Annotated in this window: 20 protein-coding genes; 3 read left to right on the top strand and 17 right to left on the bottom strand. The window is 69.3% G+C overall.

Annotated elements, in window-relative coordinates; all coding sequences use genetic code 11:
• Positions 1–15: 15 nt before the first annotated feature.
• A complete protein-coding gene (locus IPK71_31005) occupies positions 16–1035 on the bottom strand; it encodes a hypothetical protein (protein MBK8218181.1) in 1020 nt (339 codons plus the stop codon).
• 140 nt (positions 1036–1175) lie between these two features.
• Here IPK71_31005 and serA point away from each other — a divergent pair, with 140 nt between their 5' ends.
• Entirely contained in the window at positions 1176–2402 is a 1227-nt protein-coding gene (serA, locus tag IPK71_31000; GenBank protein ID MBK8218180.1) for a phosphoglycerate dehydrogenase, read from the top strand.
• Here serA and IPK71_30995 read toward each other — a convergent pair.
• The 9 genes from IPK71_30995 to IPK71_30955 all read right to left on the bottom strand — a co-directional run bounded on the left by IPK71_30995 (position 2395) and on the right by IPK71_30955 (position 14075).
• Entirely contained in the window at positions 2395–3309 is a 915-nt protein-coding gene (locus IPK71_30995) for a DUF952 domain-containing protein (GenBank protein ID MBK8218179.1), read from the bottom strand. The two genes, serA and IPK71_30995, sit on opposite strands and share 8 nt — an antisense overlap.
• Before the next feature lie 79 nt (positions 3310–3388).
• The gene (locus tag IPK71_30990) at positions 3389–4744 is read right to left on the bottom strand and encodes a hypothetical protein (GenBank protein MBK8218178.1); all 1356 of its coding nucleotides are present in this window, start codon (positions 4742–4744) and stop codon (positions 3389–3391) included.
• A 27-nt stretch (positions 4745–4771) separates the two neighbouring features.
• The gene (locus IPK71_30985; GenBank protein ID MBK8218177.1) at positions 4772–6301 is read right to left on the bottom strand and encodes a serine/threonine protein kinase; all 1530 of its coding nucleotides are present in this window, start codon (positions 6299–6301) and stop codon (positions 4772–4774) included.
• 121 nt (positions 6302–6422) lie between these two features.
• Complete coding sequence (locus IPK71_30980) at positions 6423–7181, bottom strand: glucose 1-dehydrogenase (protein MBK8218176.1); 759 nt, start codon at positions 7179–7181, stop codon at positions 6423–6425.
• Positions 7182–7363: 182 nt separating this feature from the next.
• The gene (locus tag IPK71_30975; GenBank protein MBK8218175.1) at positions 7364–8329 is read right to left on the bottom strand and encodes an acetyl-CoA carboxylase carboxyltransferase subunit alpha; all 966 of its coding nucleotides are present in this window, start codon (positions 8327–8329) and stop codon (positions 7364–7366) included.
• Positions 8330–8370: 41 nt separating this feature from the next.
• Positions 8371–10389, bottom strand: coding sequence for a CocE/NonD family hydrolase (locus IPK71_30970; protein MBK8218174.1), 2019 nt, complete (start codon positions 10387–10389; stop codon positions 8371–8373).
• 318 nt (positions 10390–10707) lie between these two features.
• Positions 10708–12777 (bottom strand): sodium-translocating pyrophosphatase, encoded by a 2070-nt coding sequence (locus IPK71_30965; protein MBK8218173.1) that lies wholly within the window; start codon positions 12775–12777, stop codon positions 10708–10710.
• A gap of 199 nt (positions 12778–12976) precedes the next feature.
• A complete protein-coding gene (locus tag IPK71_30960; GenBank protein ID MBK8218172.1) occupies positions 12977–13690 on the bottom strand; it encodes a hypothetical protein in 714 nt (237 codons plus the stop codon).
• 103 nt (positions 13691–13793) lie between these two features.
• Positions 13794–14075: a hypothetical protein gene (locus tag IPK71_30955; protein ID MBK8218171.1), complete on the bottom strand. Its 282-nt coding sequence runs from the start codon at positions 14073–14075 to the stop codon at positions 13794–13796.
• A gap of 610 nt (positions 14076–14685) precedes the next feature.
• Between IPK71_30955 and IPK71_30950 the strand changes: the two genes are divergently transcribed.
• Positions 14686–15471, top strand: a complete 786-nt coding sequence (locus IPK71_30950; GenBank protein ID MBK8218170.1) for a hypothetical protein — start codon at positions 14686–14688, stop codon at positions 15469–15471.
• A gap of 10 nt (positions 15472–15481) precedes the next feature.
• Here IPK71_30950 and IPK71_30945 read toward each other — a convergent pair whose 3' ends face one another.
• The 7 genes from IPK71_30945 to frr form a co-directional block, all read right to left on the bottom strand.
• Positions 15482–15814: a hypothetical protein gene (locus tag IPK71_30945; GenBank protein ID MBK8218169.1), complete on the bottom strand. Its 333-nt coding sequence runs from the start codon at positions 15812–15814 to the stop codon at positions 15482–15484.
• A gap of 90 nt (positions 15815–15904) precedes the next feature.
• On the bottom strand, positions 15905–16513 hold the full coding sequence (locus IPK71_30940; GenBank protein MBK8218168.1) for a hypothetical protein: 609 nt from the start codon (positions 16511–16513) through the stop codon (positions 15905–15907).
• A 39-nt stretch (positions 16514–16552) separates the two neighbouring features.
• Positions 16553–17611, bottom strand: coding sequence for a L,D-transpeptidase (locus tag IPK71_30935; GenBank protein ID MBK8218167.1), 1059 nt, complete (start codon positions 17609–17611; stop codon positions 16553–16555).
• 201 nt (positions 17612–17812) lie between these two features.
• On the bottom strand, positions 17813–19576 hold the full coding sequence (locus IPK71_30930) for a methylmalonyl-CoA mutase family protein (GenBank protein MBK8218166.1): 1764 nt from the start codon (positions 19574–19576) through the stop codon (positions 17813–17815).
• 101 nt (positions 19577–19677) lie between these two features.
• A complete protein-coding gene (locus IPK71_30925) occupies positions 19678–20367 on the bottom strand; it encodes a DedA family protein (protein MBK8218165.1) in 690 nt (229 codons plus the stop codon).
• Between the two features lie 132 nt (positions 20368–20499).
• Complete coding sequence (locus tag IPK71_30920) at positions 20500–21423, bottom strand: Stp1/IreP family PP2C-type Ser/Thr phosphatase (GenBank protein MBK8218164.1); 924 nt, start codon at positions 21421–21423, stop codon at positions 20500–20502.
• 264 nt (positions 21424–21687) lie between these two features.
• Positions 21688–22245: a ribosome recycling factor gene (gene frr, locus IPK71_30915; protein MBK8218163.1), complete on the bottom strand. Its 558-nt coding sequence runs from the start codon at positions 22243–22245 to the stop codon at positions 21688–21690.
• Positions 22246–22498: 253 nt separating this feature from the next.
• On the opposite strand from frr, the gene IPK71_30910 reads away from it, so the two are divergent.
• The gene (locus tag IPK71_30910) at positions 22499–24208 is read left to right on the top strand and encodes a hypothetical protein (protein ID MBK8218162.1); all 1710 of its coding nucleotides are present in this window, start codon (positions 22499–22501) and stop codon (positions 24206–24208) included.
• The last annotated feature ends 10 nt before the right edge of the window (positions 24209–24218 follow it).

Raw genomic sequence — 24218 nt, 5'->3', positions numbered from 1 at the left:
CCGCGCCGATCGAAATCAGCTCGACTTCACGAGGAGGAACGCCTGCGTCGCGTTCGGGTCGTTCACGGCGCTCGCCGCGCGGATCTCGCTCGACCGGGACAGCTCGCGCTGCACCTCTTCGAAGCAGGGCGCGCCGATCTCGGTGGGCGAGTCGTCGAACGAGAGCTCGGAGACGTTGGCCGCGCGCGGCGGGCTGATGGGGATCGGGCGGATGGCTGGGGGCAGGAGCGTGCGCGGTCGCGGCGCGCTCACGAGCGTCGGACGGGTCGTCTCGGGCGTGCGCCCACGGACGAACTGCACGGTCGCGTCGGGGTCGGCGCCGGCGGCGTAGATGTCGGCCTCGAACGGGAGATCTTTGAGGAGCTGGGCGCGCTCGGAAACCGAAATCGTGGCCGCGGTCGACGCGGGGACGACCCCCGAGCGTTCGACGACGCGCGTGTCGTTCTGGGACGAACGATCGACCGGGAGCTCGGCAGGAGGCGGCCACCCGACCAGCGTGGGCTCGGGGGAGCCGTCGTCGGTGGCGAGCTGGGCGGCGCGCAGCTTCACGCTCGAGGCGCCGGGGAGCGTCGGTGCGCTCGCGGGCGCCGGCGGGAGGAGACGGAGCGGCGCGGGGGCAGCCGCGAGAACAGGCGCTTGGGCCTCGGGGAGCGCGAGGGGCGCGCGGGCCGCGAGCACGTCCGCCGGGGGGACCGCGCCGGGCTGGAACGAGTAGAGCGCCGGGACCTCGCGCGAGCCGTCGGCGTCGAACGCTTCGGGCTCCGAGGCCTCACGAGCGCGGTCGACCCTGCGCGCCACGAGCAGCGCCACGGCGCACCCGACCGCGAACACACAGAGCCCCGTCGCGATGGCGCCCTGGATGGGCGAGAGCGCCGTCCCGAAGATCCCGTTCGGCGAGAGCGTCGCGCGGAGGAGCTGGCCGTCCTCGGCGAACGAACCGAGGGATTCGAACTCGTCGGCCGCGAACGCGACCTTGGCGAAGGCGAGGGAGGGGGCCGTGAGGGCGAGGGTTCGGAGAAGCGCGGAGAGTTTCATGGCTTCACTCGGGTCTTACGTAAGCCCGCGGGCGGACCTTCCTTCGCGCCGGGAAAATCGCAAACTGCAATGGTTTCATACGGTTGCGAGGTTCTAACGTCCGGCGTCAAACGCGTCGCTCCCTGCTATGATGCCGCGCCATGTCGAACCCGGTCCAAGGCCGTGAGGAGATCCGCGCCCTCCTCCTCGAGAACATCCACCCGAGCTCGCACGACGTCTTCCGCTCCGAGGGCATCGTGGTCGAGACGGTGTCGTCCGCGTTGAAAGAAGACGAGCTCGTCGCGCGGCTCCCGGGCGTGCAGCTCCTCGGCATCCGCTCGAAGACCAAGGTGACCCCGAAGGTGCTCGACTCCGCGAAGGACCTCATCGCCATCGGCGCCTTCTGCATCGGGACGAACCAGATCGCGCTCTCGCACGCGGCGCGCGCCGGGGTGCCCGTGTTCAACGCGCCCTTCAGCAACACCCGGAGCGTGGCCGAGCTCGTCATCTCCGAGGTCATCGCGCTCGCGCGTCAGCTCTTCGATCGCTCGCGCGAGGTGCACGAGGGCAAGTGGCGCAAGGTCGCGACGAGCTGCTACGAGGTGCGCGGCAAGACGCTCGGCATCGTCGGCTACGGGCACATCGGCTCGCAGGTCGGCGTGCTCGCCGAGTCGCTCGGCATGCGTGTCATCACGTACGACATCCGCGCGACGCTCCCCATGGGGAACACCAAGGCGACCGAGACGCTCTCGAACCTGCTCCGCGCGTCCGATTTCGTCACGCTGCACGTCCCCGAGACGCCGCAAACGAAGAACCTTATCGGCGAGAGCGAGCTCGCCCTCATGCGCCGTGGGAGCTACCTGCTCAACCTGAGCCGCGGCACCGTCGTCGACATCCCGGCGCTCGCGTCGGCGCTGCGCTCGGGGCACCTCGCCGGCGCCGCGATCGACGTCTACCCGCACGAGCCCGAGGGCAACGTCGACGATTTCCAGACCGAGCTCCGCGGCCTCGGCAACGTGATCCTCACGCCCCACGTGGGCGGTTCGACCGAAGAGGCGCAAGAGTCGATCGGCCGCGAGGTGGGCTCGGCGCTCTCTCGCTTCGCTCGCCACGGCAGCACCATGGGCACGGTCAACTTCCCCCCGGTCGACGTCGCTCCCCTCCGGGATGGCCACCGCCTGCTCAACGTGCACCGCAACGTGCCCGGCGTGCTCCGCGACATCAACCGCATCGTCTCCGATCGAAACGCCAACATTCGCGCCCAGGTCCTCTCGACCGACACGGACGTCGGCTACCTCGTCATGGACCTCGACGATCGCGTCGCGTTCGATCTGAAGAACGACATCTCGGCGCTCTCGACGAGCATCAAGACGCGCGTGCTCACGTGAGCCGCGCGCGCGGGTAACCCTCGGGGAGCTCCATCTGACGCGAGATGCGTTCGAGGGCCTCGTCGCCCCCGAACGCGTGCGCGAGCGCGAGGCCCAAGTCGAGCGCCGCGGTCACTCCCGCGGCCGATACCAAGGGTGGATCCGAGACCACGCGGGCCCCGGGCTCCCACGTGGCGCCGAGCGCTTCAAGCGTGTCACGCGCGGAGGCGTGGGTCGTCGCGCGTTTTCCGCAGAGACGCCCCTCCGCGGCCCAGAGCAGGCTCCCCGTGCACACCGACGTGGCGAGCCGCTCTCGCGGGAAGGTCCCGAGCCAGGCGAGGAAGCCCGCGTCGTCCGCGAGCGCGCGTGCCCCGGGCCCTCCGGGGACGACGAGCACGTCGAAGTCGGTGAGGTCCGGGCGCACGCGCGTGACCGACAGCGATGCGGCGCTGCCCGACCACACCACCGCCCGCGGCGTACCCGCGACGACCTCGCAGGTGGACGTCGGATCGAAGCCCATGCTCGCGAGCCGCGAGATCGGGTCGAGCGCTCCGACGAGATCGAGCAGCGTCATGCCCTCGAACGCGACGAACCCGAAACGTGTACCTTTCACGTGATCGTCGGCGGAGGCGAGCTCCGAGAGCTCGAGCGCCCCCTGGATCGCGCCCCGAGGGACAGGGCCCATGACGTGGGGCATCGGGCCGCGGGGTGTCTCGGCGATCTCGACGCGGAGCCCGAGGCGCCTCGGATCGATCGCGAGCACCACGGCGTCCCCGCCGACGTAGAGCTCGGCCGAGGCGCGCGCCACGTCACGGTACGACGTGTGGACGAAGCCCTCGGTCGCGAGCGATGCCGGCACGAGCGGACCTTGCCCCGAGAGCACCGCCGTGGCCTCGTGGCGAGGCAACGCGTGGTAGAGCCAGCGCATACACCCCATCGTGCACGACCTCGTCGGGTCGGAGAAGGGCGCCCGCAGCTCGCTCGAAAACCTTTGTGGTTCCGGAGGTTTACCAGCCCGTGGCCGCCCGGATGACGGGCACGAACGCGGTGGCGAGGGTCCTGTGGAGCGCCAAGTTGCCGTGGTACTGGCAGCCCGTCTCCTGGGACGGCACGCTCTCGGTCATCTGGTAGAGGTGGAGCTTCGTGTCGGCGGGGTTCGCCGCGATGACGTTCTGGATCGCGGTCCGCAGGTTCGTCCGCACGTTGTACCCGACGGGGTACGAGTCCTTGAGCTGCGCGTAGATCGTCATGAAGATGTGCGCGTCGGGCGCGTACGTGCGGACCATCTGCACGAGCTCGTCGTACTTCGTCGAGAGCGTCGCGATGTTCGGCACGCCGGCGTTGAAGTCGGTCCCGCCGATCGAGATGACGACGACGTCCGGGGTCCACGTGGTGAAGTCCCAAAGGCTCGTCGCGTCGTCGGGCAGGGCGCGTGGATAGAGCACGCCCATCGTGGCCGTGTCGGGGAGGTAGCTGTTGCGGGTGAGCCCCTTGCCCGAGTACCCGATCATGTGGGCGTCGGCGCCGAGATCGCTCGCGAGGAGACCCGCGAGGCCGAGGCGCGCGCTGTGGCTCGCCTCGAGCGTCCCCGCCGGGCACACCGGGCCCATGCCCTCGATGCCGTAGCCGTCGATCGTCGAGTCGGAGATGATCTCGATGCGGCGCGTGGGCGTGGGCGGCGGTGCGAGCAGCGCGCCCCCGGCGCCGAAATCGAAGCCCATGAACGTGGTGACGCCGAGGTTTCCCTCGGTGCGCTTCAGGAGCTCCACCGTGTGCGTGCCCGCCGCGAGGCCCGACGCGAGCGGGTAGGTCACTTGACCTACTTGGGTCACGAGCTGCGCGGGCTCGAGCACGCCGTCGATGAGGACGTCGTAACGGCTCGGCCCTCCCGCGAAGCCGGTCGTGTTGTCGAGGGTCACGGACACTTCGGTGCCTTGGAACCGCGCGACGATGCGTGCCCCCGGGTAGGCCACGCGCGGCCCCGCGGCGCTGCGGGTGTCCCACCTCCCGACGAAACGCACCGCGGGCGGCACGACCGGGCCCGCGTCGCTCGCGTCGACCGTCGCGTCCGCTCCGGCGTCGGTCGTGGCGTCCGTGTCGGCGTCGGTCGTGGCGTCGAGGGACCCGTCGCTCGTGGCGTCCTTGAGGCCCGTGTCGGGCGTGGCCGCGTCGGGCGTGGCCGCGTCGGGGACCGGGGTCGTACCGGTCGTGGTGGTCGTCCCCGTGGCGGTCGCGGTGGGTGCGCCGTCGGCCGAGGCGTCACCCGGGTCGGTCCCCAGGGAGTCGCCGCAGGCCGCGAAGGCCATCGCTCCCCACACGAGCACCAGCGCCGAAAGTGACCCCGAGACCTTCGATAGCCGCATGCCACCTACGGTAGCGCGCAGGCAAGGTCAGTCGATCGAAAACTTGTAGTTCGCCGTCGCCGCCTCTTGGATGACGACGCTCACGGTCTTGGATTTCTTGCTCGGCGCGTCGCAGCGGAGCTGGTGCGTGCCTGGGGCGAGATCGAGCGCGGGGAGCGGCGTCGGCCCCTTGGAGACCCCATCGACGGTGACGGTGCACCAGCTCGGGCCCGCCGAGATGAAGAGGCGCCCTTTGCCTTTTTCGAGTGGAATCGTGGACTTGGACGCGACCGGGAGCGTATCGACGGCCACGGTCGGAACGGCCGGATCGGAGCTCACCGAGGGGGCAGGGGCCGAGGCCGACGTGATCTGTGCGGGCCCGGCGACCGTGATGACCGTGGGCTCGCGGCGCAGCGCCGTCACGAGGAGCACGAGCAGCACGACGATGGCCGCCGCGGCCGCCGCTCCGCCCGCGTAGATCGAGCGCATGTGCGCGGCGGGGGCCGACGCGGGAGGCGCGAAAGATGCGGGTGACGTCGTGTACGAGAGGTGAGGCGTGGGCGTGGGCCACGCGGAGAAGTGGGGCGTGCCCGCGGCCGGGGGCGGCGGGACCGACAGCGGGCGATCGCCGGGGCGCACGATCGGCAGCGCGTTCGTGGCGTCGGGGTCGTCCGTCGAGAGGATCGTCTGCGGAGGAGGGAGCGGCCGCGGGTCCTTCTCGAGGTCGGGCAGGATCGCGACGAGGCGCTCGGCGACGGCCTCGAAGGTGGCGAGGCGGTGGTCGCGCTGCGGCTCGAGGCAGCGCTTCACGACGTCGCGGAGGGCGTCGGGCACCTCGGGCGCGATCACGTCGATGTCCTTCGGGGGGGTCGTCGCGATCTTGACGATGAGCGCGTTGAAGTTCGCCGCGTCGAACGGGCGCTGACCGGTGAGGGCCTCGAACAAGATGGCCCCGAAGGCGAACACGTCGGTGCGGCCGTCGAGGTTCGAGTCTCCGCGGGCCTGCTCCGGGCTCATGTAGAGGGGCGAGCCGAGCACCGTGCCGGCCATCGTGAGGGCCACGTTGGGGCCGCCGTCCTCGAGGAATTTGCTCACGCCGAAGTCGAGCAGCTTCGGCACCGCCGCGTGCGACTTGTGATCGCGGTGGAGGTAGATGTTCGACGGTTTGAGGTCGCGGTGGACCACGCCCGCGCGATGGGCCGCGGCGAGCGCCGAGGCGACCTCGGTCATGACGAACACGAGCTCGGGGATCGTCATCGGCGGCGTCTGGCGGCGCATCGCCACCTCGAGCGGCACGCCCGAGAGGAGCTCCATCACCAAGAAGAGCTTGCCGTCGTCGGTCTGGCCGACGTCCAAAATGTCGATGATGTTCGGGTGGTTGACCCGCGCGGAGACCTTGGCTTCCTTGAGGAACCGGGCCGCGTGCTCCGGGGTCTTGGCGACCTCGGGGCTCAGGAACTTCACGGCGAACTCGCGCTCCGTGAACACGTTGGTCGCCGACCACACCTCGGCCATGCCGCCCGTCCCCAGGAGCTGGTTCAGGCGGTATTTCCCGACGATGACTAGGCCCGACTGCATGGTTGCCACGACGTCCCCGACACACGCCCCGATTGCCGATGAGGGCGACTTGCATGAGGGCCACGCGGCCCTCGAGTTTCGATTTTCGTTGGTCTTCGAAGAGGCGGTAAGGGGTGCCTTCTCAGGACACCGTCATACCTCCGTCGATCACAAGGGTGTGCCCTGTCAAATAACTGGCGCCGTTTCCGAGGAGGAAGACGACACCCCCGGCGATCTCTTCCGGGGCGGCGACGCGGCCCAAAGGCGTCTTTTTCTTCACTTCGGTGAGCAGCGAGTCGTTCTGGACGACCGCGGCGGCGAAGCGGGTGTCGACGAACCCCGGGGCGATCGCGTTCACGCGGATACCCTGACCGCCGAGCTCGACGGCGAGGGTCTTCGTCATCGACAGGACGGCGGCCTTGGTCATGCCGTAGGCGCCCATCATCGGCGCGGCCTCGAGCCCGGCCACCGACGCGACGCTCACGATCGAGCCCTTCGCGCTGCGCGACTGGAGGTGCCGGATCACCCCGCGCGCCATCCAGAAGTAGCCCTTCACGTTGACCTCGAAGGTCTTCTCCCAGGCGCCCATGTCGGTGTCGACGAGGGGGCCGAAGTACGGGTTCGCCGCCGCGTTGTTCACGAGCCCGTCGACCTTGCCGAACTTCTTCACGGCCGCGTCGACGAGGGCGTCGCACTCGGCCTCGCGCCCCGTGTGCGCCGCCACGGCGAACGCCGCGTCACCAAGGGAGCGCGCGATGGGCTCGAGCGACTCGATCTTGCGCGACGCAAGCACGACCTTACCGCCGGCCGCCACGATGGCCCGGGCGATCGCCTCGCCGATTCCCCGGCTCGCGCCGGTGACGATCGTGACGGTTCCATCGAGGGGGAGACTTACGGACATTGTCCCCGCTCATAGCATACGGAACGACACGGAACAGGTGACCCCGGGTGAATTTCCGAGGTTTTGTGCCTTTTTTTGCGCCGCAACGCGCCACACGACGTGACGCGACGGGTCGTCCATGGTGGTCGGACGTGTGACCATGTCGGGCGTGGGGTGCCCGTCCTCGTCCGACGACGAAACGTTCAGAGCGTGAGCTCTCCGCCGTAGGTCCCGAGGGCTCGGAACCGCTCGTAGCGTTGTTCGACGAGCTCGGTCGGCGAGAGGCGATCGAGGTCCACGAGGGCGCGCGCGAGCGACTCGCCCACGGACTTCGCGGCAGCCTCGGGATCTTGATGCGCGCCACCCGGAGGCTCGTCGACGACCTCGTCCACCACGCGGAGCGCGAGCAGGTCGTGAGCCGTGATCTTGAGCCTCTCGGCGGCGAGCTCGGCCTTCGCGCCGTCCTTCCAGAGGATCGACGCGCACCCCTCGGGCGTGATGACGCTGTAGGTGCCGTACTCGAGCACGTTCACGCGGTTCGCCACGCCGAGCGCGAGGGCGCCGCCCGAGCCGCCTTCCCCGATGATGGTCGCGACGATGGGCACACGCACGCGGCTCATGACCGCGAGGCACGAGCCGATGGCCTCGCTCTGACCGCGCTCTTCGGCGCCCAGGCCCGGGTACGCGCCCGGGGTGTCGATGAAGGTGAAGAGCGGGAGGCCGAAACGCGACGCGAGGTCGAAGAGGCGCTGGGCCTTTCGGTAGCCCTCGGGGTGCGGCATACCGAAGTTGCGCTTCACGTTCTCCTTCGCGCCGCGCCCCTTCTGGTGGCCCACGACGACGACGCTGCGCCCACGAAATCGAGCCATTCCGCCCACGATCGACGCGTCGTTCGCGTAGAGCCTGTCTCCGGCGAGCTCGACGAAATCGGTGAAGAGCGCGTTCACGTAGTCGAGCGTGTAGGGACGATTCGGGTGCCGCGAGAGCTGCACCTTCTGCCAGGGCGTGAGCTCCTTGAAGAGGGCGCGCGCGAGGCGGTTCGCCTTGTCCTCGAGCTTGCGGAGCTCGGGCAAGAGCTTGGGATCGGTGTCCGTGAGCGCGCGGAGATCTCTCACGCGTTGGGCGATGGCGACGATGGGCTTCTCGAACGGAAAAACGTAGGCAGCCATGGCAGCGCCGGGCACCTTAGCACCGGCGCGCCCGGGCGGGGTCAGAACGGCAGCTTGCCGCGCAGCACACGCACCCCGAGGCTCGAGGGGTGCTCGGGGGTGCGAAGCAGCGTATGCGTCGCCGGGCGAAAGTCGTCTTCTTTGGCCGCGTAGATGTCGCAGAACGTCTGCGGATTGCGGTCGACCAACGGGAAGAGGGAGGACTGCACCTGGACCATGAGCCGGTGCCCGGGGCGGAACGTGTGGAGCACGTCGGCGAGAGAGAACCGAACCCGCGTGGGCTGCCCGGGCACGAACGGCTTCGGCGCGTCGAACCCGTCGCGGAACTTGCCACGCATCACCTCGAGCCGGACGAGCGCCTGGTATCCGCCCATCTTGACGCCCGTAGGGTTCGGCTCCGGATCTTGCGCGTCGTCGCCGAGCACGTCGACGAGCTTCACGACGAAGTCGGCGTCGGTCCCGGTCGTGCTCACCCACAGGTCGACGTCGACGGGGCCGGCCAAGGTCAGGTCCTCGGTGAGCTTCGGGCTCTCGTAGACGAGCACGTCGGGCCTTCGGCTCGCGAAGCGCTGGTCCTCCACCATGTAGGTCGCGTCGACCTCGGCGGACGGCCTCCCGAGGTACGGAACGGGCTTCTTCGGGTCGCTCGTGTACGCGTCGCTGCCGGACGTGGCCGTGCCGGGGGACTTCGTCGACAGCGCGCCTTGGGGTGCAAAGTACACGTGGTTCGCGACCGCCTCGCGCGGAGGCCACGCGTCGAAGCGCCGCCATTCGTTCGTGCCCGTCTCGAAGCAGGTGGCCTCGGCGAGCGCGAGATCTCCTTGGTGTTTCAGGTACTTACGAAAGAACGGGGCCTCGACGCGCTCGTGGTACTGCACGGAGGTCTTCTGGGCGAACGAGAGGGCGCCGAGCTTGTCGCCGTCGGAGCGCGCCCACCCGCCGTGCCGCCACGGGCCCATGACGAGGTGGTTCTTGGCTCCCGGGCTCTGCGTCTCGAAGGCCTTGTACGTCTCGAGGGAGCCCCAGAGGTCCTCCGCGTCGAAGAAGCCGCCCACTGTGAGCACGGCGGGTTTGACGGTGCGGTAGTGGGGCCGAGGGTCGCGTGCCTTCCAGAAGTCGTCGCGGGAGCCGTGGGCGAAGAGATCGTTCCAGAAGGGGAGCTTGCCCTCGAAATGGACCTCGTTCGTGCGCGCGAGCGGACCGAGGCGCAGGAAGAAGTCGTAGAGATCTCCCGTGCCGTAGTCGAAGCCCCACGTGGCCTTCGGCACGGGCTTGGGGCGCACCTTGCCGAAGCTCGAGTAGAAGTCGAACGCTTCGGCGAGGAAGAACGCGCCGTTGTGGTGGAAGTCGTCGCCGAGGAACCACTCGGTAACGGGGGCCTGAGGCGAGACGGCCTTGATCGCGGGGTGGCCGGAGATCGCCGCCTGCGCCGCGTAGAAGCCGGGGTACGAGATGCCCCACACGCCCACGTCGCCGCTGTTTCGAGGCACGTTCTTGACGAGGAAATCGACGGTGTCGAACGCGTCGGTGGTCTCGTCCACGTCGTTCGGGCCGTTGGCGCCGGCGGCGCGGTGTGGCCTCACGTCGACGAACGTTCCCTCGCTCATCATCTTTCCGCGCACGTCTTGGTGCACGAACACGTAACCCTCGCGGATCATGGCCGGGTGGGGCGCGAACCGCCGAAGCACCCGAGAATTCGAGGCCACGGGCCCATTGTCGACACCGTACGGGGGCACGCCGTACGGCGTTCGCTGGAGCATCATCGGAAAGACGTGGGCGTCGTCTTTCGGAACGTACACATGGGTATGGAGCTTCACCCCGTCCCGCATCGGGATCCGGTACTCGAACTTCGTGTAATACTCACGTATCGCCCGAGCCACGTCCTCGTCGTTCGCGACCTCGAAGGGCACGAGCGCCGCCGTCGCGAGCGACTTCTTCGCCGGAGCCTCCCCCTTCGGCCTCGGCGGCAGAGCGCCACAAGACGCCGAAGCGAGCGCCGCGAGCGCGAGGAACGACGTCGTCCGTCGTCGCCCTTCGGGAGACAGCGAGAGCTTGAGCATGCCTCGCTCTACACCGAGCCCGCCCACGCGAGGAGCCCGAACCGCGGAAGGCGCAAGCGGGCGCGAGGCCGAAGGCGCAAGCGGCCCCCGCGAGCCGCCGAAGGCGCAAGCGGGCGCGAGCAAAGCGACGCGCCAAACAAGAAAAGCCCCGACGCAAGTCGGGGCTCTCTCTCTCCAACAACCCAACGGGAGCCGGGACGTCGAGCGATTCGGGGCGAGACCGAGGGAGGCCAAGGAGGGTCGCGCGGAGCGTACTCCCGTACGCGAGCACGCCCGACGCCGGCCTCCCGAAGGTATCGCCCCGAAGCGCCGACGTCCCTAGCGGAGGGCGACTAGCGGCGCAATCAGAAGCGAGACGACGCCCATGACCTTGATGAGGATCGCGATGCCGGGGCCCGAGGTGTCCTTGAAGGGATCGCCGACGGTGTCGCCGACGACGGCCGCCTTGTGCGCGTCCGAGCCCTTCTTGTGGCCCTCGAGGCCGCCCTTCTCGATGTACTTCTTGGCGTTGTCCCACGCGCCGCCGCCGTTCGCCATGATGAGCGAGAGCGTGGCGCCGACGGCGAGCGAGCCGGCGAGCATGCCCGCGAGGAGCTGAGGTCCGAACGCGTAGCCCACGACGACCGGGGCGAGCACCGCGATCGCGCCCGGGAGGATCATCTCCTTGATGGCCGCGGTGGTCGCGATGTCGACGATCTTCTTGGGCTCCGGATCGACGCCCGGCTTGCCCTCGAGCAGGCCCGGGATCTCACGGAATTGACGACGGATTTCCTCGACGATGGCGCCGGCGGCCTTGCCGACGGAGGTCATCGTGGTGGCGCCGACGAGGCACGGTAGGATGGCGCCGAAGAGGATGCCCATGAGCACCTTGGCGTCGGTGATGTTGAGCGACAGGCCCTCCATATGGTTGACCTTGCGGACCGCGTTGACCTCCATGTTGAACGCCGCGAAGAGCGCGACGACCGTGAGCACGGCCGAGCCGATGGCGAAGCCCTTGCCGACGGCGGCCGTCGTGTTGCCGACGGCGTCGAGCTCGTCGGTGATGTCGCGGACCTCTTTGCCGAGGCCGCTCATCTCGCTGATGCCGCCGCCGTTGTCGGCGATGGGGCCGTACGCGTCGACCGTCATGACGATGGCGGTGCCGGCGAGCATACCGACGGCCGAGAGGGCGATGCCGTACAGGCCGAGATAGTGATTCGAGACCGCGCCGACGATGCAGAGCGTGAGGATCGGAATGGCGACCGACTCGAGCCCGACCGCGAGGCCGGAGATCACGTTCGTGCCGGGGCCGGTGAGCGAGGCCTTGGCGATGCGCTCGATGGGGCCCATCGACGTGTAGTAGTCGGTGATGAGGCCGACGATGGCGCCGCCGAGCGCGCCAGCGGCGAGCACGATGACGGCGGTCTGGCTGATGCCGAGCTTGCCGAGCACGGGGAACGACGCCGCGATCACGAGGAACGGCGGGACGATGAGCGCGAGGCGGAGCACGCGGGCCGGCGGGAGGTTCTTCATCGCGCGGGTGATGAAGATGCCCACGATCGACACGACGAGGCCGACCGTCGCGAGGAGGAGCGGGAGGGCCACCGCGATGAAGCGGAGCTTCTTCTCGTCCGTCTCGCCCGGCGCGAGCGACTGGAGCTCCGCCTGGGGAATGGTGAGGCCGAGGGCCATCGCGGCGACCACGGCCGCGACGTAGCTCTCGTAGATGTCCGCGCCCATGCCGGCGATGTCGCCGACGTTGTCGCCGACGTTGTCCGCGATGACGCCAGGGTTACGCGGGTCATCCTCGGGGATGTTCGCCTCGACCTTGCCGACGATGTCGGCGCCGACGTCGGCCGCCTTCGTGTAGATGCCGCCGCCGATGCGCGCGAAGAGCGCGATGCTGCTCGCGCCGACGGCGAAGGAGTGGATGACCGTGCCGAGCTTGTGCGCCTCGGCGTTACGGTACACGAGGTAGACGATGCCCATGCCGATGAGGCCGAGCCCCGCGACGCAGAGGCCCATGACGGCGCCGCCGTCGAGCGCGGTGAGCAGCGCCTCCGCCTTGCCCTTCGAGCGGGCCGCCTCGGCCGTGCGCACGTTCGCGTACGTCGCCGCCTTCATCCCGAAAAAGCCGGCGAGCAGCGACAAGAACGCTCCCGACAGGAAGGCGAGACCCGCTTCGACGCTGAGAGCGGCGGCGAGGGCGGCGAAGACCACGGCGGCGTAGATCCCGAGGACCTTGTACTCGCGCACGAGGAACGCCATCGCGCCTTCGCGGATGTAGCGCGCGATACGCGCCATCTGCTCGTTCCCCTCGGGGACGGACTTGACGCGGAAGTAGAGGCCGAGCGCGACGACCAGGGCGAGCACGCCCGTGCCGATGGCGGAATGGGGCAAAAAGTCCACGAAACGTTGCTTCCTTCGGAAGGGCCTTGGGCGACACGCGCGGCCTCATGCCGCGGCACCGAACGCCGCCTCGCGCCAACGGCTCGCGAGGACAAGCTCGCGCCAGAAATAGGATTTTGCGCCTGCGGTCAAGGGAGAAGAGGGTCTCCGCCTCCCCGACGAGAACCGAGGTTCTTCGAACGCGAAAATTTTGCGCAACCTAGCGCACGTGGGTGAGGGCCCACACGAGCGCGAAGACGAGCCCGACCACCGCTCCGTAGGCCGTGAGGCGCACGCTGACGATCTGCTCTGCGCAGGCGAGGGAGCCGATGTCCACGTCCCACACGTTCCAGAGCGCGACGGCCTCGTCGATCGTGTGGATCACCACGGGGGAGGCCTCGGGGTGGGCGTCCATCTGGTCCTTCAGCATCGTGAGGTGGAGCGCGACGTCCGCCTCGAGGTCTCCGCGACCCCCGAGCACGAGCACGTTCTCCGACGACGGGATGGGCGCTGGCGACTTGCCGTAGGTCTCGAGCGCCGTGCGATCGTCGAGCACCGAGCTCACGATGTACGGCGACATCTGACCTTCGATACCGCCTGCCGTCGCGCGCCGCGCCGACACGAGCACCCGGCCGCACTCGGACACCCACACGTCACGCGGGATGAACCCCACGAGCCCGAGGAACTCCGAGACCCCGAGGTACCGAAGACCGAGCCGCTCGGCGGCGCGCGCGACCTCGGGTACTGCGAGCTGTCCGGACTCGGTCGGGCGAGCCGACACGCGGTAGGTCGCGGCCTCCCCGGCCTCCGCGCGACGCGCGACGCGGTAGCGCACGAACAGGCTCGCGAGGGTTCGTGTGAGGCCGCGCCTCGGCAGCCGTAGCTTCGCGAGGCTCGTCGTGGCGAAGGTCCCGTTCGTGCCCGCGGTGGTCATGCTTCCAGGGTGGGGCGGGTGCGGCGCGCGGGGAAGGGAGAATCGGCGCGCGTCATCCTGTCGGGCGACGCGCCTGGCCGACGGCGAATCGTGGCTCGGGCCTTCAGCGCGCGAAGGCGTGGAGCGCCGCGACCGCGAGCCCCAGCGCGGCGAGGATGCCGAGCAAAAATGCCCCGAACCGAGCCCACGACGCCGCGAGGCTCCGCCCCTTCTTTCTGTCGCATTCGAGGCAGATGGCCCATGGGCGCGACGTCCCTTCGGTGAGCGTGCAGCAGCTCCCGCACACGGGGGTGAGGCACGACGCGCAGGGCCCCGCCGCCTCGGCCGCGCAGAAGGCGCAGCGGGCCGGTCCCTCGTCACCGCCGTGGGTCCGTAGCTCGCTCACGTGGGCACGATGGTACCATGCGGTCACCCCCATCGAGAGGAGCGCGCATGTCCGCCGAGATCATCCGATGTGCCATCTTCTCCGCGCTCGCGGTGAGCCCGGCGTTGTATGTAGGATGCAAGGAACCCGAGGCCCCGGCGCCGCTCCCTCCGCCGGCCGAGGCGGCGCGACCCGACGGCGGCATCGCCGCGATCGAGGGGCAGCCCGGTGATGCAGGAGCTGCCTTGGAGCCGCGGGTCACCCCCGTCGTAGCGAGTGTCGCGTCCACGCCCACGCCCACACCCACGCCCACGCCCACGCCCACACCCACGCCGTCCGTCGTGCAGGCTCCCGCGCCCCCCGAGCCTCCCACGCCGAAGCCGTCGTGGTGCAAGGCCACGACGTCGTACTGCATCCCGTCGTATCGGCCGCCGCCCACGTTCGCCAACGTGCCGGCTCCGCCTCCCGGCGCTCGGGACACCACGCGCTACGATGCGGCAGGGTGTGTCGCGCGCTCCGAAATGCCGACGTCGTGCAGCGGGATGACCCTGCTGAAAGGGCCTTTCGCGCGAAAAGGGGAGTGCTGCTACGAGATCTGTCAGGGGCCTGTCCCACCCTGTGGGGGCCTCTCGTGGTCGAGGGGATCCCGAGGGTCCCTCGGCTCGTTCCTCGCGGCGACTGGGGGCTCTTCGATGCAAAGGTCGTCGCGCCGCTCGAGGGTGCGCTCGCGGCTCGGCTCCGTGACGCGTGGCTCGCGGACGCCGCCATGGAGCACGCGTCGATCGCGTCGTTCGCCCGGCTCTCGCTGGAGCTCGTAGCGCTCGGGGCGCCGCCCTCGTTGGTCCGGGGCGCCCACGAGGCCGCGCTCGACGAGATCGAGCACGCGCGCCTCGCGTTCGGCCTCGCGCGCGCGGTGGACCCGTCCTCGTCGCCCATGGGACCTGCGCCGTTCGCCCTCGCCGGGTCGGAAGGTCTCGCGACCACCCTCGAAGAGCTCGTCGCCGCGACGGTCCGTGACGGCTGCGTCGGGGAGTCGTTCGCGGCGCTCGTCGCGGCGGAGAGCGCGCTCCTTTGCACGGAACCTTGTGCGCGCGCCGTGCTCTCGCGCATCGCCGAGGACGAGAGGGTCCACGCCGCCTTCGCGTTCCGGGTCGTCGCGTGGGCGATCGGCGTGGGCGGAGCACCGGCGCGCGATGCCGCCCAATCCGCGTTCGACGAAGCGCGCCGCGCCGCCCACGTGCCAGCCTCCGAAGGGGACGACGCCGCGAGCATGCTCGAGGCTCACGGTCGTCTCGGGGCCTCGCACGTCGCGAGGCTGCGGGAATCCACGTTTCGCGAGATCCTGGTCCCCGCGATGGCCGCGCTCCTCGCGACGCCCTCCCGCGTGGAGAGCGTCGCCGAGGTCATCGTCGCGTAAGGGACGGCGCTCAGGCCTCGAGCCTCCGCGCGAAGTCGGACGCGAGCGGGTACTCGAACGGCTCGTCGCGGAGCTCTTTGATTCCGGCCCACACGTGCACCACGAGGAAGACCGGCACGGCGAGACCGCACGTCACCGCGGCGAGGGCCGTCCCGAGGAGCGACCAGAGCAGGACCGCGAGCGCGCGCGTCCGGAGCTCCGGGGCCGCGCTCCGCACGTAGAGCCACACGAAGAGGGGCGCCAAGAACCACGAGAAGCAGGTGCCGAAGTGCGCGATCGCCAAGAGCCAGCCGGTGTCGGACTTGGGGGACGAGGGCACGGGCGCGAGGGTCGAGTCGTTCATCGAGAGGCTCCTCGGCCGGCGGGAATACGCCGACCATGCCTCCGTGTCGTCGGCGGAGGGCGCCCACTTTCGAAAGCCACGTCGATTTTTCTAAGGGCTGGATATGCTTCGTGAAAATTGGACGGGGTAGGCGAGTCGCATCGAGCCGCACACGCGCTCCTGCGCGTCGCTCGACGCGGGAAGCCGCGCGGCTCGAGCGGCCTCGACCACGCATCGCAGGAAAGCGCCGGACGGATCGACGATCGTGCTCTCGCCGCAGACCTCGTCCGGCTCGCCGCTCGTCCCGACCGCGATGCGCAGGAGCACGCGGCCCTCGGGGTCGCCGTGGCGCGTGAGGCACTCGACGAAGCGGGGGCGTAGCGCGCGCATGGCGGCACGAATGGGCTCCATCGCCGGGTAGCAGCAGGTCGCGGCCGCGGGTCGCGCGGGGCGGGCCTTCCCCACGCACACGGTTTTCGAGGGGCCCTCGGGCGCGATCGCCGAGGCCGAGGCCGACGGGCTCGGAGCTTCGATTTTCGTCTCGAGAGGTGACGAAGCGCTGGGCGTCGTGGGCTGTGCCGTGGAGGGCTCGTCCCCGAGGGCCGCGCTCGGGTGGGGCGCACGTGCCGGCGTCTCGCGCGACGAGGCTCCGCAGCCGCTCGCCACGAGGACGACGAAGAGCCGAGCGACGACACGAAGACCGACGGAGCGAGCGCGCATCCCGGCTCCGACACCTCGCGGGGAGCTACGTTCCCGCTCTCACCGGCACGAAGGCTCGCGCCCGGCGCGAATCGCGTCGAGGTAGCACGCCTTCTTCGCGCAGAAGTTCATCGGAACGCCGCCCTTTCGGGCCACGAACGCCTTGAGCTTCGTGAGGTCGCTCTTCGGCGCCGAGCACACCGTGTTCGGCAGGACGTGCTCGGCGAACACGTACCAATCGTTGGCGACCCCGCCCTCCCACTTCATGTTCGGGGGGAGATCCTGGCCGTTCGGGAGCTCGGAGGCGACCCACGAGCCGAACATGGCGACCTTGTCGGCGCCCACGACCTTGCCCGGGCGCACGACGCCGACGTCCGTCGGGTAGTCCACGTCCACGAGCTTCCCGTCGTACTTGTCGTAGTCGGCGACGACGGTGACCTTGGCCGGGGTCGCGGGGCGGAAGCCGACGTTCGCCCCATAGACCTTGCGCATGTCGACGCCGATCGCGTGCGTGAGCTCGACCACGTGCTCGCCGAGCATGCGGTTGCAACCGCCCGACACCGTGCCGCGCTTCAGCACCCACACCGAGAGCTCGCCGGGAGCGGCGTTGTCGGTCGCCGTGATGGGCCCGTGGAGGGCGATGCCGCCGTCGTACGCGATGAACGGAAACCCGCCCCAGGGGACGAAGTGCTCGCCCTCGTCCTGCGTGAAGGCCGACCCGTCCGGGCGGTAGGGCTTCGCCCAGTGGAACGCGTAGGTGCCCGGGCGCGAGTTCGACTTGCCGGGGCGCGCCGTCGCGATGGGGTAGACGGCGTCGACGCGGACCCGACCGTTCTCGACGGAGGTCTTCACGTGGGGCAGCGCGGGGAGCTCCTTGCCCGTGGGCAGGAGGCCCGTGAGGCGGGCCGTGTGCCCCTTGAGAGACACCGTGACCGCGGGCTGCTCGAGCGCCGGGAGCGCGCCATTGTAGAACCAGTGCTCGTCGGCCTTGGCGGCGAGCGCGTCCTCCGACTCGGTCACCTCGGGCTCGTCCGACGCCTCGGCGGCACACCCCGAGAGGGCCGCGAGAGCGAGCAGCGGGAGCGAGACCAGGGCCGCACGGAACGTCGTCGTCATCATGCGCGCCGCTCTAGCATGCGCCGCGTCAACGACAAGGTCATACGGGGTACTACATGTCGTTTTCTTGACTTCTCGGGGCGGGTTTCGGAGTGGTTTTGGCCCTTGTCCCCGGGAAAATCGCGGCTTTTCGGGGCCTGGAACGACCTCGGGCGCCTTTCCCGAGGGAGAGACGCCCGAAAACCCATTTGTTCTCGAGGTTTTTCAGAACTCGGCGGGGTCGGTGTACGTGCCGAACACGTCCCGGAGGACGTCGCAGATCTCTTGCTGGGTGGCGTAGGCCTTGGCCGCTTCGATGATGGGCGGCATGAGGTTCGCTCCCTCGGAGGCGGCCTTGCGCACGGCGGCGAGGCAGCTCTCCACGGCCTTGGCGTCACGCGAGGTTTTGACCTTCTGGAGGTTCTCGACCTGGGTCTTCTGGACCGTCTCGTCGATGCGGAGGAGCGGGATGGCCGACCCCTGCTCGTCCGACACGTACTTGTTCACGCCGACCATCACGCGCTCGCCCGTCTCGAGCTGGCGCTGGAAGCGGTACGCGCTCGCCGCGATCTCGCGCTGGGGGTAGCCCTTCTCGATCGCCGCGACCATGCCGCCCATCTCGTCGATGCGCTTGATGGTCGCGAGGGCCTCCTCCTCCATCTTGGTCGTGAGCTCCTCGAGGAAGTACGAGCCGCCGAGCGGGTCGATCGTGCTCGGCACGCCCGTCTCTTCGGCGATGATTTGCTGGGTGCGGAGCGCGATGGTGACGGCGTCCTCGGTGGGGAGCGCGTACGTCTCGTCGAGGCTGTTCGTGTGGAGCGACTGCGTGCCGCCGAGGACCGCGGCGAGCGCTTGGAGCGCGACGCGCACGACGTTGTTGTAGGGCTGCTGCGCCGTGAGCGAGACACCCGCGGTCTGCGCGTGCGTCCGGAGCTTCATGCTCTCGGCCTTCTTCGCGCCGAACCGCTCTTTCATGAGGCGCGCCCACAGCCTGCGCGCGGCGCGGAACTTGGCGATCTCCTCGAAGAAGTCGTTGTGGACGTCGAAGAAGAACGAGAGCCTCGGCGCGAAGTCGTCGATGTCGAGCCCGCGCGCGAGGCAGCTCTCCACGTAGCCGACGCCGTCCGCGAGCGTGAAGGCGAGCTCCTGGGCGGCGGTCGCTCCGGCCTCGCGGATGTGGTAGCCGCTGATCGAGACGGTGTTCCAGCGCGGCACCTCGGTCGAGCAGAACTCGATCATGTCGGTGACGATGCGCATCGCGGGCCGCGGCGGGACGAGCCACGCGTGCTGCGCGATGAACTCCTTCAGGCAGTCGTTCTGGACCGTGCCGCCGATCTTGTCCCGTGGGATGCCGCGTTTGTCGGCGAGCGCGATGTAGAAGCAGAGGAGCACGATCGCCGGACCGTTGATGGTCATGCTGGTCGTCACCTTGTCGAGCGGGATGCCGTCGAACAAGACCTCCATGTCCCGGAGGGTGTCGACCGCGACGCCGCACATGCCCACCTCGCCGAGCGAGCGCGGCGAGTCCGAGTCGTAGCCCATGAGCGTGGGGAAATCGAAGGCGGTCGAGAGGCCGGTCTGCCCTTGCTCGAGCAAGAACTTGAAGCGCTCGTTCGTCTGCTCGGGGGTGCCGAAGCCCGCGAACATGCGCATCGTCCAGAGGCGGCTCCGGTACATCGTCGGCTGCACGCCGCGCGTGAACGGGTACTCGCCGGGGAGGCCGAGATCACGCATGTAGTCGATGGGCACGTCGGCCGGCGTGCGGAGGTCGGCCACGTCCGCGTCGCTCCACGTGGAGAACCGCGCGAGGCGAGGGGGCATCTTCGCCGAGCTCTTGGCGACGGGGCCGTTTCGCCACGCGAGGGTCGCCTCTCGGAGCGCCGCGAGGTCGCCGGGCACCTCGCCCATCGACGCGGTTTCGCCCGAGGATTTCCCTTCGGTGCGAGGTTCGGGGCGTTTCGGGGAGGGTTCGGGCGCGTTCTGAGCCATGCCCGAAGCCTAGTGCGGCGTTCGCTCCGAGGCGACGGTTTCGCGCACGAAATCGAAAGGATAACGGAGCGCGACGCGCCGCGAAATGGCAGCGCCCCGTCTCAGTCTTTGGCGGCGACGGCCTCGGCGGGCTTCTCTTCGGCGCCGTCGTCTTTCTTGCCGCGGTTCTTCCACCACTCGATCACCATCGGCATGACCGAGAGCACCACGATGCCGATGACCACGAGCTCGAAGTTCTTCTTCACGATGTCGAGCTGACCGAAGAGCACGCCCGAGCCCATCATGAGCACCACCCAGGCCACCGCTCCGATCACGTTGTACGTGATGAACTTGCCGTAGTTCATGGTGCCCGCGCCGGCGACGAAGGGCGCGAACGTGCGGACGATAGGGACGAAGCGGCAGAGGATGATCGTCTTCGCGCCGTATTTGTCGAAGAATTTCCGGGTCTTATCGAGGTGCTTCTTGTTGAAGATCTTCGACGTGGACGACGTCATGACGCGCGGGCCGATGGCCTTGCCCACATGGTAGTTCACCGTGTCGCCGACGATGGCCGCGGCGATCAGGATGAGCCCGAGCAAGGCCACGTTGAGGCCGGAGTTGGGCAGGCTCGCCACGGCGCCCGACGCGAAGAGGAGCGAGTCGCCGGGGAGGAACGGGAGCACCACGAGGCCCGTCTCGCAGAACACCACGGCTGCCAAGATCGCGTAGGTCGCCGTGCCGTATTCCTGGGTGATTTGGCCGAGGAACTTGTCGAGGTGGCGGACCGTGTCGATGGCTTGTTTGAGATCCATGGGTGCTCTTAAGGGGAGGGCCGACGTGGCCCAAGGTGCCTTCGCATAGAATGCCCGGCGCAAAGACGCAAGCGAACGGCCACGGCGCCGTGCCGGAGACGGTCGACACCCGTACGGTGCGCGCGCGCCGCGCTACTTCGACTCGGGGGCCCGCGGGGTCTTTTCGGGCGCCGGATCGGGGAGGGCCGTCTCGCGGGTCGCGAGGTCTTCGACGCCGGCCGAGTCGCGATGGAGGACGCCCGACATGGTCACCTCTTCTTGAGGCTCGCCGTCTTGCACCGTGGGCTCGTCGGGGACCTCGATCTTGATCACGACGGCCGTGACGTTGTCCTCACCGCCGTGCTCGTTGGCCTTCGCGATGAGGGCCGTGCAGAGCTCGCCGATGTCGTTCGACTGCTTCACGAGCTCGAGGATCTCCGCGTCCTCGACCATGCCGGAGAGGCCGTCGGAGCAGAGCACGTAGATGTCGCCGTTCCGGGGATCGTCGTGTTGGAGATCGACGACGACCTGATCGTGCATGCCGAGCGCGCGGGTGATGACGTTCTTCGGGAGCTCGCTGCGCTGCTCTTCCGTCAGGTCCGGCATCGCGAGCAGGTAGTCGTTGATGAGCGAGTGATCGCGCGTCAAACACTGGATCTGCCCGTTGCGGACGCGGTAGCAGCGCGAGTCCCCGACGTGGCCGATGTACATGCGGCGCTTTCGCGGGCTGAACATCGCGCCCACGACCGTGGTGCCCATGCCGTGGCACTCGCGAGAGCGCGAGCTCCGCTCGAAGATTTGGCGGTTCGCGACACGAATGCCCGTCAAGAGACGGTTTTCCTCCTCGGAGAGGTTCGTGTCGAAGTGGAACGGCCAGGTCACGTCCTCGTTCGCGGTCGACCGGAAAAACTCGGAGATCGTCTCGGTGGCGAGCTTGGAGGCCACGTCACCTGCGCGATGCCCGCCCATCCCGTCGGCGACGACGAAGAGGTCGTGCTCGCTCAGGACGACGAACGAGTCCTCGTTGTGCTCGCGCTGGAGTCCGACGTCGCTCAGGCCCGCGGCGATCGCGCGCATCGGGGATGCTTCGATTTTCATGGCGTGGGCCTTTTGCACACGGCGCGCGCGGACCCGAGCGCAGAGGGGTGCCGCGTTTCACGTTCCTTGGTGGGAGCCGAAGGGGGGCAGCTCCACTGCCCGCGCGTCGTCATTTCGTCCAGGCTTTCATCGTCGCTCGGTGGTGTCAAGGTGGCGGATTTCGCGCCAAGTACCGCACGTTTCGGGCTCCGACCCGGTCGTCTGCGAAGAACGGGCCGACCGCGGGGAAACCGCGGCCCGAAGTCACACCTCCATGATGTCCTTCTCTTTGGCTGCGACCAGCTGGTCGACGAGCTTCACGGCCTCCGAGACGAGCTCTTCCGCCTTCTTTTTTCCGCGTTCGACGTCGTCCTGGCTGGCTTCGCCCTCGTCGTCCATCTCGGTGAGCATGTCGAGGGCCTCGTGGCGGGCCTTCCGGAGGGTGACCTTGCACTCCTCTCCGTACTTCTTGGCGATCTTCACGAACTCGCGGCGGCGCTCCTCCGTGAGGGGCGGGAGCGGGATGCGGATGAGATCGCCGTCGGTCTGGGGGTTCAGGCCGAGGTCGTTCTCGCGGAGGGCCTTCTCGACCTGCTTGATGACCGACTTGTCCCACGGCTTGACCGTGATCATGCGGGCCTCGGGGATCGCGATGTTCGCCATCTGCGCGAGCGGCGTGGGCGTGCCGTAGTAGTCGACGCGTACCCCGTCGAGCAGGTTCGTGCTGGCGCGGCCGGCACGCAGCTTGGCGAGGTCGCGTTTGAGGGCGTCGTGGGCCTTGGCGGCCGCCGAGAGGAACTCTTTGTGGACGTCGTCGATCATGGGGTCACGGTCGCCTTCCGAGCCGCTGTGCGGGAAGAAGCGCGCGGTCACTCGCGGCGCGGCGCGCGACTCTACCAGCCGCCTCCCGCGGACTTCAACGCCCACTTGCCAGCCGAGCCGCACCACCCCGGCCAGACGCCCTTTTTGGGGTAGGCGTTTGGCGTATATTTCAAGCTGAATGCGCGTCGGCGCCGGACCCGAGCGGCGCGTTCCTGCCGTGGAGATTTCGGCCTTCGCTGGTAAAAGCGGGGCGATGATCTCGAAGCTCCGCTCGTTTCGTGGGCTCTCCGTCGGCCTCTTCTTCGTGCTCGGGCTCGCGGGGTGCGGGGGCTGCGGAAAGACCGAGACCGAGGCGCGAGACGCTCAAGAGCCCGAGCTCGCCAAGGTCCCCGCCCCGGACGACCTCGTCGCGGACGTGACCCTCCTCACCCCCGATGTGTCCTGGCGCCGCGTCCAAACGGGGATCGGTGGGGCCATCGGGCTCATGCCCCAGTCCGCGGGCGGGCTCGTCGCGTCGCTCGCGGGGCTCGACCTCGGCGTCGGGGCCGAAATCGACGGAAAATCACCGGTTTTCGTGGTGCTCGCAGGGGAGCCTACCGAGCCGAGCTGGGCCGTGGCGGTGAAGCTCCTCGACAAGCGCAAGGCGCGCGACGCCCTCGTCGACTCCGAGACGGCCAGGCTCTCGGCGCGTGACGAAGCAGGTTTGACGGTGCTGTCCCCGAAGGGCGGCGGAGACACGCGCGCCGGCGTCGGGCTCGCCCTCGACCCGTCGGGGTACCTCGTCGTCGCGAAGGACGAGGCCACCGTGAAGCGCCTCGGGCCGTACGCGGCACGAACCCTCGCGAAGGCCCCGCTCCCCAAGTCCGAGGTGCACGTCGAGCTCGCCCCGACGGCCATATCGGGAAAGGTGCGCCCCTTCCTCGAGCGGCAATGGCAGGCCTACGCCGTCGACTTGCTCGCCGCGGACGCCAAGATGCGCGACGCCCGGGGCAGGGCCCCCGACTTCGGCGATCCGAAGGCCGTCGTGGCCATCGTGGACGCCTTCGTGCAGCGCCGGATGGCGACCCTCGCGAGCCTCACGAAGGCGAGCGTCGACGTCGACACGGGCGTAGGCGACGTGCACGTCCGCGTGACGGCGACCGGGCCCGAGCGCGACGGTGGCGTGGAGGCGATGACCGTCGGTGACGTCGCCCCGATCTTCGAAGTGCCCCAAGACGCCATCTTCGCCGTGCTGTCGCGGAGCGCCCCCGACGAACGTGTGGCCGACGCGCGGGACGTCGAGGCCGCCATCGTCGCCGCGCTCGGCGCCCGCCTGCCCGAGGCCGAAGGGAAGAAGCTCCACGGCGCGATCGACGGGTTCGCCAAAGGGCGAGGGGACGCGCTCACGCTCTTCGCGCTCGGCGGCGCGGACAAGGACAAGGGGGTAGGCAAGGGGCTCGTCCTAAGGACCGACGCCCGTGACGGAGGGCTCGCACCTCGCGCCATGGGAGACGTGGCCGAGCTCCTCCGCGCGCCCGTGTTCAAGGAGCCCTTCCACCTGAAGCAGACCCTCCGATCGACCGGGGACGCCCCCGGCGTCGGCAAGTGCGACGTGCTCGATCTCTCGATCGAGGGGAAAGGAAAGCTGTCCGACACGAAGCTCGGGCTCGCGTGGAACGCGGAGGGGGGGCGCCTCGTCGCCGCGGTCGGAGACTCTCCGCTCGATCTCCTCGTGCGTGGCACGAAGCCCCCGCGCAAGCTCGCCGACGACAAGTCCCTCGCCACGTACGTGAGCGCCCTCGGCAAAGAGGTGAGCTTCGTCTTCTTCGCCCAGCCGTTCCTGGTCGACCCGAGCCATCCGGTCGCGCCGTCGCCCGCGGTCGTCTCGTGGGGCAAGGGCGCGGGCGCGGGGGAGCGCTGGGCGCGTGTGGACGTGTCGGATCTCGTGCTCCGGGAGCTCCTCAAGAAGCAGCTCGGTTTGTGACGGCAATCGG

It is taken from the genome of Myxococcales bacterium (genome assembly GCA_016712525.1).
Lineage (GTDB): Bacteria > Myxococcota_A > Polyangia > Polyangiales > Polyangiaceae > JAAFHV01.
Note: the sequence above shows the minus strand (reverse complement) of the source record. Positions and strands in the feature narration are given on the sequence as shown.